The organism is Actinomadura sp. WMMB 499 (assembly GCF_008824145.1).
Lineage (GTDB): Bacteria > Actinomycetota > Actinomycetes > Streptosporangiales > Streptosporangiaceae > Spirillospora.
Map to the genome: position 1 here is coordinate 2791837 of NZ_CP044407.1, position 15633 is coordinate 2807469.

The 15633-nt window shown below is 74.2% G+C and carries 13 protein-coding genes and 1 pseudogene; 8 read left to right on the plus strand and 6 right to left on the minus strand.

Annotation, left to right across the window (positions count from 1 at the left end):
- Nucleotides 1–17 precede the first annotated feature (17 nt).
- Together F7P10_RS12005 and wecB are read right to left on the minus strand one after the other, a co-directional pair.
- A complete protein-coding gene (locus F7P10_RS12005) occupies nucleotides 18–776 on the minus strand; it encodes a hypothetical protein (protein ID WP_254716557.1) in 759 nt (252 codons plus the stop codon).
- Nucleotides 769–1881: a non-hydrolyzing UDP-N-acetylglucosamine 2-epimerase gene (gene wecB / locus F7P10_RS12010; RefSeq protein WP_254716755.1), complete on the minus strand. Its 1113-nt coding sequence runs from the start codon at nucleotides 1879–1881 to the stop codon at nucleotides 769–771. Before wecB ends, F7P10_RS12005 begins: the two co-directional genes overlap by 8 nt.
- 54 nt (nucleotides 1882–1935) lie before the next feature.
- On the opposite strand from wecB, the gene F7P10_RS12015 reads away from it, so the two are divergent.
- The 3 genes from F7P10_RS12015 (at nucleotide 1936) to F7P10_RS12025 (ending at nucleotide 6069) form a co-directional block, all read left to right on the plus strand.
- On the plus strand, nucleotides 1936–3465 hold the full coding sequence (locus F7P10_RS12015; RefSeq protein ID WP_151009423.1) for a glycosyltransferase family 4 protein: 1530 nt from the start codon (nucleotides 1936–1938) through the stop codon (nucleotides 3463–3465).
- A 39-nt stretch (nucleotides 3466–3504) separates the two neighbouring features.
- On the plus strand, nucleotides 3505–4767 hold the full coding sequence (locus tag F7P10_RS12020) for a nucleotide sugar dehydrogenase (protein WP_151009424.1): 1263 nt from the start codon (nucleotides 3505–3507) through the stop codon (nucleotides 4765–4767).
- A 177-nt stretch (nucleotides 4768–4944) separates the two neighbouring features.
- Complete coding sequence (locus F7P10_RS12025; RefSeq protein WP_151017988.1) at nucleotides 4945–6069, plus strand: glycosyltransferase; 1125 nt, start codon at nucleotides 4945–4947, stop codon at nucleotides 6067–6069.
- Here the strand turns inward: F7P10_RS12025 and F7P10_RS12030 are convergent.
- Together F7P10_RS12030 and F7P10_RS12035 are read right to left on the minus strand one after the other, a co-directional pair.
- The gene (locus tag F7P10_RS12030; RefSeq protein WP_151009425.1) at nucleotides 6044–6382 is read right to left on the minus strand and encodes a hypothetical protein; all 339 of its coding nucleotides are present in this window, start codon (nucleotides 6380–6382) and stop codon (nucleotides 6044–6046) included. The two genes, F7P10_RS12025 and F7P10_RS12030, sit on opposite strands and share 26 nt — an antisense overlap.
- The gene (locus tag F7P10_RS12035; protein WP_176611435.1) at nucleotides 6379–8316 is read right to left on the minus strand and encodes a PQQ-binding-like beta-propeller repeat protein; all 1938 of its coding nucleotides are present in this window, start codon (nucleotides 8314–8316) and stop codon (nucleotides 6379–6381) included. Before F7P10_RS12035 ends, F7P10_RS12030 begins: the two co-directional genes overlap by 4 nt.
- A 169-nt stretch (nucleotides 8317–8485) precedes the next feature.
- On the opposite strand from F7P10_RS12035, the gene F7P10_RS12040 reads away from it, so the two are divergent.
- From F7P10_RS12040 to F7P10_RS12060, 5 genes are all read left to right on the plus strand, one after another.
- The gene (locus F7P10_RS12040) at nucleotides 8486–9082 is read left to right on the plus strand and encodes an HD domain-containing protein (RefSeq protein ID WP_151009427.1); all 597 of its coding nucleotides are present in this window, start codon (nucleotides 8486–8488) and stop codon (nucleotides 9080–9082) included.
- Nucleotides 9083–9102: 20 nt separating this feature from the next.
- Nucleotides 9103–9606, plus strand: coding sequence for an SRPBCC family protein (locus F7P10_RS12045; RefSeq protein ID WP_151009428.1), 504 nt, complete (start codon nucleotides 9103–9105; stop codon nucleotides 9604–9606).
- Nucleotides 9607–9638: 32 nt separating this feature from the next.
- Complete coding sequence (locus F7P10_RS12050) at nucleotides 9639–10334, plus strand: acetoacetate decarboxylase family protein (protein WP_254716558.1); 696 nt, start codon at nucleotides 9639–9641, stop codon at nucleotides 10332–10334.
- On the plus strand, nucleotides 10331–10918 hold the full coding sequence (locus F7P10_RS12055) for an SDR family NAD(P)-dependent oxidoreductase (RefSeq protein WP_151009429.1): 588 nt from the start codon (nucleotides 10331–10333) through the stop codon (nucleotides 10916–10918). Before F7P10_RS12050 ends, F7P10_RS12055 begins: the two co-directional genes overlap by 4 nt.
- Nucleotides 10919–11115: 197 nt before the next feature.
- Nucleotides 11116–13521 (plus strand): ATP-binding domain-containing protein, encoded by a 2406-nt coding sequence (locus F7P10_RS12060; RefSeq protein ID WP_151009430.1) that lies wholly within the window; start codon nucleotides 11116–11118, stop codon nucleotides 13519–13521.
- 418 nt (nucleotides 13522–13939) lie between these two features.
- Here F7P10_RS12060 and F7P10_RS12065 read toward each other — a convergent pair whose 3' ends face one another.
- Together F7P10_RS12065 and F7P10_RS12070 are read right to left on the minus strand one after the other, a co-directional pair.
- Complete coding sequence (locus tag F7P10_RS12065) at nucleotides 13940–14821, minus strand: glycosyltransferase family 2 protein (protein WP_151009431.1); 882 nt, start codon at nucleotides 14819–14821, stop codon at nucleotides 13940–13942.
- Nucleotides 14818–15590: pseudogene (locus F7P10_RS12070) on the minus strand (CDP-alcohol phosphatidyltransferase family protein); the annotation flags it as partial. The gene F7P10_RS12065 and the pseudogene F7P10_RS12070, both read right to left, overlap by 4 nt.
- Nucleotides 15591–15633: the final 43 nt, after the last annotated feature.

A 15633-nucleotide genomic window follows, 5' to 3' on the forward strand; every position in this document is an offset into this window, starting at 1 on the left:
TTTCACCTGGTCTCCTTTCAACGGGCCGGCTCCAGCGGAGTCTCCAGCAGCTCGGCGAGCCGGCCGGGCGTCGCCGCGACGGCGTCCCAGTGCAGGGTCGCCAGGGTCGCCGGGACGTGCGCGGCGTCCGCGTCGTTCCACAGGACGAGCGGCAGGTCGCGGGAGGCGGCGAGAGCGCGCAGGTCGTTCAGCGCGCGGTCGCGGTCGAACATGCCCGGGACGCCCAGGTACGCCCAGGCCTCGCCGGGCGCCCCGGCGGCGGCGTCGACGACGAGCAGGTCGGCGTCGGCGGTGTCCAGGGCGAGCGCGGCGTCGTGCGGGTACAGCCGGATCACCTTGGCGTGCGCGGCGAGGGTCTCGGCGGCGCGCGCGCCGAGCACGCCCGCGACGACGATGCCCTCGTGGGGAGCGGCGACGAGGAGGCGGTCCTCGCTGCGGGTCACCGGGTCGAGCTGCACCCGCCCGTTGTCGGTGGTCTTCGGTGCCGCCACCGGGGCGCTGCGCTTGCGCCACAGCTGGTACAGCTCCCTGGGCAGCCGGGCGCCGCGCCGCTTGGGGTTGCGGGCGGCACCGGCGACCAGCCGGCCGAACTGCACGGTCGTCGAGGCCTCGAGCGCGGCGAGCCGCCGCTCGAGCTCCTGGACGCGGGCCTCCCGCTCGCGCAGCGCCGCGCGCAGCCGCGCGGCCTGCTGCTTCGCCTTGGCGCCGTCCTTGGCGGCCCGGGCGCTCGCGGCGGCCCGGGGGGCGTCCCCGCCGCGCCGGATCGGATCAGTCACCGATGAACTCCATGATCACTTCTGCGATGCGGGGGCCGGCCGCGCCGTCCCACAGCGGTGGCCTCCGCGCGTCGTCGTCCCGTCCGGCGCCCGCCTCGGCGTCCGCCGCGGCGTCCGTCTCGGCGGCCGCCTCGAGGACCTTGCGCACCCGCGGCACCAGCTCCTCGAACGTGACGAGCTGGTTCGTGCCGTGGGTGATGGTGATGGGCCGCTCGGTGTTGGGCCGGACCGTCAGGCACGGCACACCGAGGATCGTGGTCTCCTCCTGCAGGCCTCCCGAGTCGGTGACGACGGCGGCGGCGCCGCGCACCGCCGCGATGAAGTCGGTGTACCCGAGCGGCTCCAGGACGTGCACGCCGTCGTGGTCGTCCAGCCCGGCGGCCATCAGATTGGCACGGCCGCGCGGATGCACCGGGATGACCAGGTCGGCCAGGTCGGCGATGCCGTGCAGCCGCCGGACGAGGTCGGCGGCGGTGTCGGCCGCGTCCACGTTCGCGGGCCGGTGCATCGTCGCCAGGACGTACCGGTCCGGGAGCCCGTGCTCCGCGCGGACCCGTCCGGTGTCGAACGAGTCCAGGTTCGCCAGCAGCGTGTCGATCATCGGGTTGCCGACCAGGTGCGCGCGCTCCACCGGCACGCCCTCGTTCGCCAGGTGCCCGATCCCCTCCGGGCTTGTGACCAGGCAGATGTCGGAGAGCTGGTCGGTGAGCCGGCGGTTGACCTCCTCGGGCATCGTCATGTCGAAGCTGCGCAGCCCGGCCTCCACATGGGCGACGGGGATGTGCAGCTTGGCCGCGACGAGGGCGGCGGCGATGGTCGAGTTCACGTCGCCGTACACGATGACGACCGAGGGTGAACGGCTCGTGAACTCCTCCTCGAGCCCGGTCATGAGCGCGGCCGTCTGCGCGGCGTGCGAACCGGAGCCGACGCCGAGGTTGACGTCGGGCTCGGGAAGGCCGAGCTCGTCGAAGAAGATCTCCGACATGCGGGCGTCGTAGTGCTGCCCGGTGTGGACGACCGTCTGCTCGGCGCCCGCGGCCGCCAGGGCCCGGATCACCGGGGCGGCCTTGACGAAGTTCGGCCGCGCCCCGAGGACGTGCACGATGGGTGCCAACACAATTTCCCTTCTGTTCATCGGGTCTGCCTACGCTTCCCCGCCGTGCTGAAAAAATCCGTCTACCTGCCGGGACTCGCCCTGCGGCAGCTCCGCGACGACCCGGCGCGCGCGCCCCGGCTCGCCGTGCGGCTGCTGGCGCGCGCGACCCCGGGACGGCCGGGCGCGCGGCTCGCGCGCTCCCGGCTCGCGGTGCCGCGGCCCCGCGTCGTCCGGCGCGAGAACGCGGAGCTGCGCGCGCTGCTCGCGCACGTCCCGCCGAGCCCGCCGAGCCCGCGGGGCCCCCGGACCCCGCCGGTCGATCCGGGGGCCGCCGGGTCGACCGGCGGTCCCGCTCGTCCGTCCTCCCCGTCCGGCGGGGCGGTCCTGCAGTTCGTGACGAACGCGTTGCCGAACACGAACGCCGGTTATACCGTCCGCACGCACCGCATCGCGCTGGCGCTGCGCGGGCAGGGGCGGGACGTGCACGTCGCGACGCGGCTCGGCTACCCGCTCAACCAGGGCATCGGCGACGCCCGGCCGCGCGTGGACGTCGACGGCGTCACCTACCACCGGCTGCTGCCGTGGCTGCCGCCCGCCGACCCGGTGCGGGCCGTCGAGCGGGCGGCCGACCTGGCCGGGCCGCTCGTGGACGAGGTGCGCCCGGCCGTGCTGCACGCGGTGAGCAACCACCTGAACGCGGCCGTCGCGCTGGAGCTGCGGCGGCGCCGCGGGGTGCCCGTGGTGTACGAGGTGCGGGGCTTCCTGGAGGACTCCTGGCTCTCCCGCGACCCGTCGCACCGCGAGTCCGACGAGTTCTACCGGCTCACGCGGGAGCTGGAGACGCGGCGGATGAACGAGGCGGACGCGGTCGTCACGCTCGGCGAGGCGATGCGCGCGGAGATCGCGTCGCGCGGCGTCCCGGCGGAGAAGATCTTCACGGTGCCGAACGGGGTGGACGAGGCGTTCCTGGAGCCGCTGCCGGACGCCTCCGACCTGCGGGCCGAGCTGGGCATCGCGCCGGACGCGTTCACGGTGGGGCTGACGTCGTCGTTCTTCGGCTACGAGGGCATCGACACGCTGATCGACGCGGCGGCGCTGCTGCGCGACCGGGGCACGCCCGTCACGCTGCTGCTCGTCGGGGACGGCCCGGAGCGCGGCGCGCTGGAGCGGCGCGCGGCCGGGCACGGCGTTCAGGCCGTGTTCACCGGCCGGGTTCCGATGCGGTCCGTACGCCGCCACCACGCGCTCCTGGATGTCTTCGCGGTCCCCCGACGGGCGGACCGGGTCTGCCGACTGGTCACGCCTCTGAAGCCGATCGAGGCGATGGCAGGGGGAATCCCCGTTATAGCCAGTGATGTCAAGGCTCTTCGCGAAATCGTGGAACCCGGCGTGACCGGGACGTTAACAGTTCCGGAAGACCCGGAATCATGGGCTGATCAGCTGGATGAGCTGGCCTACAGTCCAGAAAGAAGGCGAAAAATCGGTCGGGCGGCCCGCGAATGGGTCAGGGCCGAGCGCACATGGGGCGCCGTCGCGTCCGGATACCGCGCCGCATACGCGTACGGCGACCCGCTGATCGCCGATTCACCGTGAATCCGTGTAATCCGTGAATATCGCGAAGGGAGCCGAGTGATGGATCTGGTTGTCATCGGACTCGGCTACGTGGGTCTCCCGCTCGTGCGGGAGGCGTGCCGTGCCGGCCTGAAGGTCGCCGGGCTCGACCTGGACGAGCGCGTCGTGACCGGCCTGCTCGAGGGACGCTCGCACGTCGACGACGTCTCGCCGGACGAGGTCCGGGACATGCTCGCGGCCGGTTTCGCGCCGAGCACGTCCGAGGACGTCCTGGACGGCGCGCCCACCGTGGTGATCTGCGTCCCGACCCCGCTGTCGCCGGAGGGCGGGCCCGACCTGACGGCCGTGCGCGGCGCGGCCGGGGCGGTCTCCCGGCACCTGGCGCGGGGCGCCCTCGTCGTGCTGGAGTCGACCACGTACCCGGGCACGACCGAGGAGGTCGTCCGGCCGATCCTGGAGGAGTCCGGCCGGGTCGCCGGGCAGGACTTCCACCTGGCGTTCTCGCCGGAGCGGATCGACCCGGGCAACCCCGTCTACGGCGTCCGCAACACCCCGAAGATCGTCGGCGGGCTGACGCCGGCCTGCGCGTCCGCCGCCTCGGCGTTCTACGGCAAGTTCGTGGAGCGGGTCGTGGAGGCCAAGGGCACCCGCGAGGCCGAGATGGCCAAGCTGCTGGAGAACACCTACCGGCACGTCAACATCGCGCTGGTCAACGAGATGGCCGTGTTCTGCAACGAGCTCGGCATCGACCTGTGGGACGCCATCGACTGCGCGGCGACCAAGCCGTTCGGCTTCCAGGCGTTCCGGCCCGGTCCGGGCGTCGGCGGGCACTGCATCCCGATCGACCCGAACTACCTGTCGTACAAGGTCCGCTCGCTCGGCTACCCGTTCCGGTTCGTGGAGCTGGCGCAGGAGATCAACGACCGGATGCCCCGGTACGTGGCGGAACGCGCGCAGCAGCTGCTCAACCGGGAGGGGCGGGCGCTCAAGGGCGCGAAGGTCCTGCTCCTGGGCGTCACCTACAAGGCCGACATCGCCGACCAGCGCGAGTCCCCGGCCCGTCCGGTGGCGCGCCGCCTGGCCCGGCTGGGCGCCGACCTCGCCTTCCACGACCCGTACGTCTCCGGCTGGCGGGTCGACGACACCGAGGTGCGCGACGCGGGCGACGACCTGCCCGCCGCGCTCGCGGACGCCGACCTGGTGATCGTCCTGGCCGACCACGCGGACTACGACCCCGGCACCCTGTCGCGGCACGCGCGCCTGCTGTTCGACACGCGCGGCCGGACGCGGGGCGTCGAGCGGGAGACCGTCGAGCTGCTCTGACGCCGGACGGACGGCCCGGGCGCCCATACCAGAGATCGGCAATCGCCCGGTGCCGTCCACGCGGGGGTCGACGGGAATTCATCCATCATTTCCATCGTGCTACCAGAATCCCGGGTAGAAGCCGGTTCGGTGACGTTGGTTCGGCAGGTTGGTTCGGCAGGTTGCGGAGTGAGTGGAATGCGGGTCTGTGTTTGCACGATCGTGCACCATCCGGAGGATGCGCGCATTCTGCACCGACAAATCCGGGCGCTCTTGGACGCTGGTCACGAGGTCACATATATGGCCCCATTTCGGGCATGCAATGTGGCGCCGTGGCGGGAGATCAGCCCCGTGGACGTCCCCCGCGCGACCGGACGGAACCGCCTGAAGGCGATGCGCGCCGCCCGGCGCTCCCTCGCCGACCACGCCGCCTACGCGGACGTCATCCTGCTGCACGATCCCGAGCTGCTGATGGCGCTGCCCCGCTCCGCGCGCAAGCGGACGGTCGTGTGGGACGTCCACGAGGACACCGCCGCCGCGCTCGGCATGAAGGGCTGGCTGCCCGGACCGCTGCGCCCGCTCGCGCGCCGCGCCGTCCGGCGGCTGGAGAAGCGCGCCGAACGGCGGCACCGGCTGCTGCTCGCCGAGGAGGGCTACCGGGACCGGTTCCGTGACGACCACCCGGTCGTCCCCAACACCACCTACGTCGCGGACGAGCCGCCCGGCGCGCCCGACGACAGCCGCGCGGTCTACGTCGGGCACATCTCGGCGGCGCGCGGCGCCCACGAGATGATCGAGGCGGCCCGGCTACTCGCCCCGCAGGGCGTGACGGTCGAGCTGATCGGCTCGGCGGACGAGTCGGTGAAGCCCGCGCTGCGGGAGGCCCAGCGCGACGACGTCCTGCGCTGGTACGGGTTCGTGCCGAACGACCGGGCGCTGCGGATCGCCGAGGGCGCGATGGTGGGGCTCGCGCTCCTGCACGACGAGCCGAACTACCGCCACTCGGTCCCCACCAAGATCATCGAGTACATGGCGCGGGGCGTGCCGGTCGTCTCGACCCCGAACCCGCCCGCGGTCGAGATCGTCGAACCGGCGGAGTGCGGCTTCATCGTCCCCTTCGACGATCCCGCCGCCGCGGCCGACGCCGTCCTGCGGCTCCGCCGGGACCGGGACCTGCGCACCGAGTTCGGCCGGCGCGGGCACAAGGCCGCCCGCGAGCAGTTCCACTGGCCCGTGCACGCCGCCCGGTTCGTCGCCCACCTGGAGTCCTGGGCGGGGCACGGGCGGCCGGCGGCGGTCATGGAGCCCGCGGCGGATCGCTGACCTTCCGCTCCGCCTTCTCCCGCAGCTCGGCCAGCCGCTCCGCCTCGGCCTCCCGCAACTCCCGGTCGCGCTCCTCCAGCCGGACGGCGACGGCCTTCGCCAGCCGGGCCGCCGCACCCGTCGGGCTGCCCGCCTCCACCACCGCGATGACCCGCCCCACCCGGACGGCGATCACCCCGGCGGTCGCGCCGATCTCGAACATCTCGTCGCCGCCCAGGTTCTCCCGCCGCCGCACCTGCGCCTGCACGGACTGGAAGGCGTCCAGCATCTGCGAGGCCGCCTCGTCGGACTCGGCGACCCACCGCACGCTCACCGACAGCCCCCGAACGGCGGTCGCCCGCTCCCCGTCCTCCGCGCTCGGCACCCCGGTCGGCGGCGGCGGACTCGTCGGATGCGCGCTCGGCCGCCCGGACGCCGAAGCCCCGGGCGAGGGCGTCCCGTCCCCTTCGCCCCCGGCGCCCCGACCGGCGGCCGAACCGGGTTCGTCGCCCGTCCCCGAGCCGTCCCCCGGATCGCCCGCGCCCCGTTCGCCGTCCGCGCCGGACGCGCCGTTCGCGCCGGGATCGGCCGCCGCCTGTTCGCCATCCGCGCCGGGATCGTCATTCGTGCTAGAGCCGCCGCCCGAGCCGTCCCCCGCGCCGGGATCGGCCGCCGCGCCGGATCCACCGGACGCGCCCGGCCGATCATCCGAGTCCGATCCGTCACCCCCGCCGGATCCGTCACCCGCGCCCGGTTCATCACCGGCACCGGGTTCCTCCTCGCCCTTCTCGCCGGGCTTCTCGACCGGCTCGTAGGTGCACGACACCGGCTCGGGGAGTTCGACCGTCCCGACCTCCGCCCCGTCGGGTTCGGTGACGTACTCCTCCAGCCGCACCCGCGCGAGGTCCTCCTTCTCGAGCAGCTCGCAGGCGTCCGGCCAGTCGGACACCGGGACGCCGCCGAACTCGTCGGGTCCGGGGCCCGTCCGGCCGCCGCGCAGCGCGACCAGCCGCGACTCGCCCGCCGGGCGCGGCACGGCCTCGGCGACCGCGACGTACAGCAGGCCGCCCGCCGCGGCGATCCAGGGGCGCTTGCCGGGGGCGTCGGGGTCCATCGTGAAGGGGGCGGGCGCGGTCGTGGCGGCGCCGTCCGCGGGCGAGACGAGGTCGATCCCGGCGGGCAGCAGCAGTTCCGACAGGCGGGGCGGAGCGCGTAGACGTCGGACCCCGCGCGCGCCAGCGCCGTGTAGGCCGGCACCTCGCGCGCCCACGCGACGTTCCCGGACGGCACGTCGACCGCCTCCATGAGCGTGGTGCCCCGTTTCGTCCCGGCCGGGTGGTAGACGACGAGGAGCCGTCCCTCCACGAGGACGCTCGGGCACATGCCGTCGCCGCACACCGCGTCGCCGTCCCAGGAGGCGAACTCGGCGCCCTCCTCGTCGAACGCCCGCAGCGCCGTGCCGTCCGAGACGAGCGTGACGCCGTCCAGCATCGTGACCTCGGGCGCCTCCTCGGCCCCGAGCACCTCGTCCCAGCGGACCTCGCCGGTCCGCGGGTCGAGGGCGAGCAGCCGGCTGGGCCGGGACTGCCGGGCGCAGTCGAGGGCGAGCGCGACGAGCGACTCGCGGTCGCCGGACGGCTGCGCGGCGCCGTCGAAGAGCCGGCAGCCGTGCCGCACCGTCCGCTGGTACAGCGGCTCGCCGGTCTCGGCCGACAGCCCGATGAGCTTGTCGCGCTTCTCGTCGGTGGCCAGGACGATCCCGGCGCCGGCGGGGAACCGCAGGGTCGTGCGGGACACGGCGGCGGGGCGCGGCCCCTCGCGCTTCCACAGCAGCGAGCCGGACAGGACGTCGAACCCGACGAGGACCCGGTCGGCGCGGTGCCCGTCCCGTTCGAAGTAGCCGACGAGCTGCGACCCGGTGGACGTCCAGCCGAGCAGCGACCAGTCGGACCGGCTGTAGCTCCACCGCTTCGCGCCGGTGCGTGCGTCCACGACCTGGACGCCCTGGCCGGAGACGGCGACGACCTGCCCCTTGGCGACGTCGTAGGAGACGGCGTCGAAGCCCGCGACCGATCCCCGGTGGACCCGGGTCGTCCGCTCCCAGCTCACGGCGAGGGGGCCGGGCGGCGGGCCGACGTCGCCGAGCGGCGAGACGGGCGTGCCGGTGACCCTGTGCCGAACCTCCCACCACTCGGCGTGCAGGACGAACCGGTCGATGAGGACGACGCACAGCGCCACGGCCAGCCCGCCGGCGATGAGCCCGAGCACGATGCGGATCCTGCCCGCGGGCTCCGGCCGGCCTCCGGGCCGCTGCCGGCTCCCGACCACGACCGCGCCGCCTCCTTCCGCTTAAGGTGAACCTCCACCATGCCCTGTCGCGGGGCGCCCGCGCGACACGACCGGAAAAAGAAATACCGGTACGGAAAGGGAGGAATCCATGGAGGTGTTCGAACGCTGGCGCACCTGGGACGCCGCCCGCGCGGACCTCGCGGAACTCCGTCCCGCGCTCGACGCCGACAGCATCGGACGGGCGGCGCACGCGGCCGTCCGGTGGCACGGCGACCAGACGCGCCCCACCGGCGCACCCTACCTGGAGCATCTCCTCGAAGCGCTCGAGATCCTGGTACGGGGCGCGGGCGAGACCGACCCGGACGTCCTGTGCGCGGTCCTGCTGCACGACGTGGTCGAGGACACCGCCACGACCGTCGCCGAGGTCGAGGCCGAGTTCGGGCCGCGGGTCGCCGAGCTGGTCGACTGGGTGACCAAGCCCCCGGCCGCGGGCGCGGGACGGCAGGCGAAGCGGGCCGCGCGCTCGGCGTACCTGCGCCGGCTCCGGGACGCGCCGCGCGACGCCGTCCGGGTGAAGCTCGCCGACCGGGCCAGCAACGTGCAGACGCTCGACCGGATGCCGCCGGACTTCCAGCGCCGCTACTACGCGGAGACCCTCACCTACATCGTGCCGCTCGCCGCGGACGAACCGTGGTTCGCGTCCTGGTACGCGTCGTGGCGGGAGCGGTACGCGCATCTTCTCTAGGGTGCGGGATGATTCGGGCCATGGAACGCGAGTGGGTGGTCGAGGAGAGCGTCGCCATCGACGCCGGTCCGGACAGCGTCTACGCGGCGGTCGCGGACCTGCGGCGGATGCGCGAGTGGAGCCCGGAGGTGTTCGCGACGTGGATCCGCGGCCGGGCGATCGTCCCCGGCACCCGGTTCGTCGGCTTCAACCGGCTCGGGTGGCGGCTGTGGTTCACGAACTGCCGGGTCACCGTCGCGGAGCCGGGGCGCGCCTTCGCCTTCCGGGTGTCCAGCTTCGGCATGCCGGTGGCGCTGTGGGGGTACCGCGTCGAGGGCTTCGACGTGGACGGCACGTCCCGCACGAGGCTCACCGAGTACTGGGAGGACCTCCGCCGGGACAGCCGCGGCGCGGCGTTCGTCTCCCTCCTCGGGCGGGTGTTCACGGGCGTCCCGGCGGAGCGGCGCGCTTCGGCGAACCGGCGCGGCATGCGCGCGACCCTCGACCGGATCCGGACGGGCGTCGAACGCGCGTCCGGGGCGTGACAGGAAAACGAGAACCTGTTCTACTAGGCGGTGTGACAACCGACTACGCCGTGCAGGGCGAACGGGTCGCCATGCCCGTCCGGATCCGCGACGCCGCCGTGGCCTCGGCGATGTTCGCCGTCCCCGCCCCGGCCGCCCGCGCCCTGATCGCCTACTCCGGCCTCGACGTCTTCGAACCCCTCCGCGGCAGGGCGATCTGCTCCCTGGCGTTCGTCCGGTACACCGACGGGGACCTCGGCCCCTACCACGAGTTCGCCGTCGCCTTCCTCGCCCGTCCGCCCGGCGGCAAGGTCGGCGCGTTCATCCACTGGCTGCCGGTCAACCAGGAGTTCACCCTCGAGGCCGGGCGGAGCATCTGGGGCTTCCCCAAGGAGCTCGCCGACATCCCGATGCACCTGGCCTCCCGCGTGAAGCGCTGCGCCGTCCGGTTCGGCGGCCGGACCGCGCTCGAACTCGCCGTGCGGCCCGGCGCGCCCGTCCCGTCCGGCTCGCGCAGCCCGGAGGTGACGGCCTACGCGCACCTCGACGGCGTCACCCGCAGCATCCCGTGGGAGGTCACGCCGGGCCGCGTCCGGATGCGCCCCGGCGGCGCGACCCTCCGGCTCGGCGACCACCCCGTCGCGGACGAACTCCGCGGCCTCGGCCTCGACGGCGCCCGCGCGCTCAGCACCAGCACCGTCGGGCACCTGCGGATGACGTTCGAGGCCGCCGAGGAGATCGGCCCATGAGGCCCACCGCGCTGATCACCGGCGCCGCCGGCGGCATCGGCGCCCTCGCCGCGCAGCGCCTCGCCGCCGCCGCGTGGGACGTCGTCGCCGTCGACACCGACGAGCCCGGCCTGGCCCGCACCGCCCTGCGCTCCCCGAACACCCACACCCGCACCTGCGACGTCACCGACCCCAAGGCCGTCGCGGCCGTCCTCGCCGTCGCGGGCCCCGTGCACCGCCTCGTCTGCGCCCCCGCGACCCCGCCCACCGATCTAGAACACGTTCTACGACAGGACGTGCTCGGCGTCGCGAACGCGGTCGACGCCGCGCTCCCCGGCATGCTGGACCGCGGCCGCGGCGAGATCATCGTGCTCACCGGCCCGCCGTCCCGCTCCCCCGCCCACGCCGCCGCCACCGCCGCGGTGACCGTCTACCTGCACGCCCTCGCCGCCGAGCACCCCGCCCCCGGCGTCCGCTTCCGGCACGCCACCGCCCACCCGGACGTCGCGCACCGGGACGTCCTGGACGCCGTCGACCGCTCCCTGGCCCGCCGCACCCGAACCCAGACGATCCACCCCACCCGAAAGCTCCCCTTCCTCCCCTGACCCCCAACACCCACCTCCGCCCCCGGCGCACAACCACAGAACGGCCGCACCCACCACCCCCCACCCGTGAGCGGGCCACCCGTGCGGCCGTTCTTGGGTCGTCCAGCGGTGAGCCGGGAGAATAAGCTGGCTGTTTCGCCCCCTTCGGGGGCGCCGGGGACACGCCCCGGTGCAGCGATGCGGAGGAGCAAGCCTGCATGTCGTCCCAGGTCACCGGACGGCCGGCCGGTCCCGGCGGCACGGTCAAGGACCGCGAGATCGCGGCCGAGCAGCGCTACGTCGACATCGCGTACGCGCGGCTGGAGGAGATGCGCGACGAGGCGCAGGCCATGATCCGCGAGGGGTTCCGGCAGTCGCAGGCCGGTACCAAGGCGTCGCTGGTGGACCGGGACGCCTGGGTGCACCAGGCCGCGCGGCGCGCGCAGGCCCTCGACATCGCCGACGACGGCCTGGTGTTCGGACGTCTCGACCTGACGGCCGGCGAGATCCGGTACGTCGGACGCGTCGGGGTGCGCACCCCCGACCACGACTCTCTCGTGATCGACTGGCGGGCCCCCGCGGCCGAGGACTTCTACCGCGCGACGCCGGAGGATCCGCGCGGCGTCGTCCGCCGCCGCGTCCTGCACTCGCGCGGGCACACCGTCGTCGATCTCGAGGACGACCTCCTCGACCCGTCCGCGGCCGACGGCATGACGGTCGTCGGCGACGGCGCGTTCCTCGCGTCGCTCGCCCGCGCCCGCGAGGGCGCGATGCGCGACATCGTCGCGACGATCCAGCGCGAGCAGGACGAGGTGATCCGCGCGCCCGCCGACGGCACCGTCCTGGTGCGGGGGGCGCCCGGCACGGGCAAGACGGCCGTCGCCCTGCACCGCGTCGCCTACCTGCTGTTCCGGCACCGGCAGCGGTTCGGGTCGCGGGGCGTCCTGGTCGTGGGCCCGAACCCCCGCTTCACGTCCTACATCGAGCGCGTCCTGCCGTCCCTCGGCGAGGGCTCGGCGTCCCTGCGGTCCCTGGGCGACCTCGTGGCCGGCGCCACCGCGACCGTCCACGACGGCCCGGCCCTGGCGCGGGTCAAGGGCGCCGAGGCGATGGCGACCGTCCTGCGCCGCGCGGTCGCCGACCAGGCGCCGGGCGCGCCCGACGAGCTGCGCGTCGTGTTCAAGGGCGTCGTCGTCGCGCTCGACCGGGGCCGCCTCGACCGGATCCGCGCGGACGTGCACCGGCGCAGCCGCGGCAGCGTCAACGCGGCCCGGGGCCGCGCCGCGGAGGCGCTGCTGGACGCCCTGTGGGACCGGTTCACCGGCATCGGCGGGCAGGAGGCGGCCGAGGCCGCCGAGGGCGCCGAGGCCGGGCTGTGGAACGCGATCCTGGCCGCCGACGGGCTCGCCGCCCTCGACGATTCGCAGGACGGGACGTCCGGTGACGGCTCGCCGCGGGAGAAGTTCGACGCCCGGGTCCGGGAGCAGCGCGCGTTCACCGACTTCCTCGTCGCCTGGTGGCCGCTGCGCACGCCGCTGGAGATGCTCCGCTCGCTCGGCGACCCCGAGCGCCTCCGCCGCGCCGCGGGCCGCGACCTGCCCCGCGAGGACCTGCCCGCGCTCGCCGCGTCCTGGGCCGAGGGCCCGCTCAGCTACCAGGACGTCGCCCTGCTCGACGAGCTCGACGCGCTGCTCGGCGCGCCGCCCCGCCCGTCCCGGCGCCGCCGCGCGCCCGCCGCGGACGACCCGTTCGTCGTCGACGGCGTCAACATCCTGACCGGCGAGGAGGCGGTCGACGAGACGTGGGAGCCGGAGATGGAGGAGCTGACGACCTCCATCGAACGGCTGGAGCGGTCGCGCCGCGTCGACGACGGCGTGGTGGAGGAACGGCCCGAGTACGCCCACATCGTCGTGGACGAGGCGCAGGACCTCTCCCCCATGCAGTGGCGGATGCTGGGCCGCCGCGGCCACCAGGCCAGCTGGACGATCGTCGAGGACCCCGCGCAGAGCGCGTGGGAGGACCTCGACGCCGCCCGCGCCGCGATGGAGGCCGCCCTCGGCGGCGAGCGCAAGGGGCGGGGCCGTCCCCGCAAGCGCGCTCCCCGCGCCCGCCACGAGTACGAGCTCACGACGAACTACCGCAACTCCACCGAGATCGCCGCGGTGTCCGCGCGCGTCCTCGCGGAGGCGCTCCCCGACGCCCGTCCCGCCCGCGCCGTCCGGACGTCCGGGATCGACCCGGTGGTGGACGTCGTCCCCGAGTCCGGCCTGGCCGCCGCGGCCCGCGCGGCCGCCGAGGACCTCCTGCACCAGGTCGAGGGGACGATCGGCGTGATCGTCCCGCTCGCCCTCGAACCCGAGGGCACTCTCTTCGACGGCGCGGCCTGGGACGCCGCCGAGCGCGCCCGGCTGGCCGGGGGCCTCCCCGAGCGCGTGCAGGTCCTGGACGTCCTGGAGGCGAAGGGGCTCGAGTTCGACGCGGCCGTCATCGTCGCCCCCGAGACCGTCGCGGCCCAGTCCCCCCGGGGCCTGCGCGTCCTGTACGTGGCCGTCTCCCGCGCGACCCAGCGCCTGACCGTCCTCACCACCACCCCCGAGTGGCGAGACAAACTCCTAACCGACTAACCCACCCAAGCCAAGCCCCAGCCACAGCGGACCGGAACCACTGCGATTGCGAGCGAAGCCAGGTTCGAGCGAAGCGAGAACCTGATCGCGCAGCGAGCCCCAAGGGCAAGCCGAAACGATGCAGCAATCGCACGCAGCACCCGTTGAAGGAAGGCCCCCTGGGGCCTGACGCCAAGGACGATGCAAGCCAACACAGCAGCAACCGCACCGCAAGGCCCGCCGAAAAAGGCGCAACCACCCAAGCCAAGCCCCGACCACAGCGGACCGGTACCACTGCGATTGCGAGCGAAGCCAGGTTCGAGCGAAGCGAGAACCTGATCGCGCAGCGAGCCCCAAGGGCGAGTCGAAGCGATGCAGCAATCGCACCGCAAGGCCCGTTGAAGGAAGGCCGCCTCGCGGCCTGACGCCGAGGGCCTTGCTAAATAACAGGCGGTCGGCCTGTTCGGGTCATGTGCCAGGCGGTTCGCCAGGAGATGGGGCGGCGGGGGCCGGCGGGCTTGCGCCAGCCTTCGGCGAAGCCCTTGAACCAGGGCTTGAGGGCCTTCGGGTCGCGTTCGCGAAGGACGGTCATGGCGACCCACACGCCGAGGTAGGTGAGCGCGAGGAACCACGGGAGGTTGCGGCGCGCGAGCCAGACGCGGTTGCGGGCGTTGTACCGGTAGAACATGTCGTGCCGCGTGGGCAGGACGGCCGGGTGGTACATGACCGCGGACGCGTCGTAGGCGATGTGGTAGCCCGCGTTGAGGATCTGCCAGGCGAGGTCGGTCTCCTCGTGGGCGTAGAAGAAGTCCTCGGGGAGGCCGCCGCCGAGGTCGTAGGCGGCGCGGCGGATCGCGCAGGCGCCGCCGAGGAAGGTGGTGACGGCGGACGAGCGTTCGGGGTCGCCGGCGCGGAGGCGGGGGACGTGCCGACGTTCGCCGCGGCCGCCTTCGGGGTCGCGGACGCGGAACGAGACGACGCCGAGTTTCGGGTCGGCGGAGAACCGGTCGCGCAGGTAGGTGCCGAGGCGGGTCGAGCGGTACCAGCCGTCGTCGTCCAGGAACAGGACGATGTCGCCGCTGGACGCTTCGACGCCGCGGTTGCGTCCGGCGGGGATGCCGACGTTGGCGGGGAGCGCGACGGTCGTCACGCGGGGGTCGTCGAAGGGCGGTTCGGCGCCGCGGTCGCCGACGGGGTCGACGCCGTTGCCGACGAGGACGACCTCGATGTCGACGTGCTCCTGTTCGAGGGCGCTGCCGACGGCGCGTGCCAGTTCCTCGGGCCGGTTGCCCATGGTGAGGACGACGACGCTGAGCTTCATTTGAGCCTCCGGGAAGCCAGGATGCTCACCAGGTGCAGCAGGGTCTGCAGCACGGCCACGACGGCGACGGCGACGGTCAGGACGCGGATGCTGGCGGGTGTGTCGGTGCCGAGGACGGTGTCGAGCGCGGCGGCGGCGAGGATCAGCAGGAGAGTTCGACGGCGCCGATGATCCGGTGGAAGCGGAGCATCGAGGCGGCCTGCCGGGCGAGCGCGATGCGGGTGGAGCGGGGCCGCAGCGCGCGGTCGCCGCCGGTCGGGTCGGCGGCGAGGCCGGACTTGGCGCGGGCGACGACGACGTTGTCGGTCTCGGCCTTGATCAGCGCGGCGCCGAGGGCGGCGAGCATGCCGAGTTCGACGTAGCCGCCGGTCTCCCAGCCGCCCTGGGCGGCGAAGCCGAGGCCGACGAGCAGCGACACCTCGGACAGGTAGTGGCCGATGCGGTCGAGGAACACGCCGGCGACCGACGTCTGCCGCAGGTAGCGGGCGACCTCGCCGTCCACGCAGTCGAGCAGCAGGTAGACCTGGATGAGGACGGCGCCCGCGGCGGCCGTCCACAGCGGCGACAGCGGCAGCGACACGACGAGGCCGGCGGCGACGCCGCTGAGCATCATCAGGTAGGTGAGCTGGTTCGGGCTGAACCCGAGGCGGAGGGCGAGCCACGCGAAGTACGGGGAGAGCGCCCGCATGTAGAGGCGTCCGGCCCAGTGCTCCTCGTTGCGGCGCTCCTTGAGGCCGGGCGGCTGGCCGTGGGCGCGGACGTCGGCGACGCGGGCGCTCTTGCGGGACGGACGGTCGTCGGACGGGCGGTCG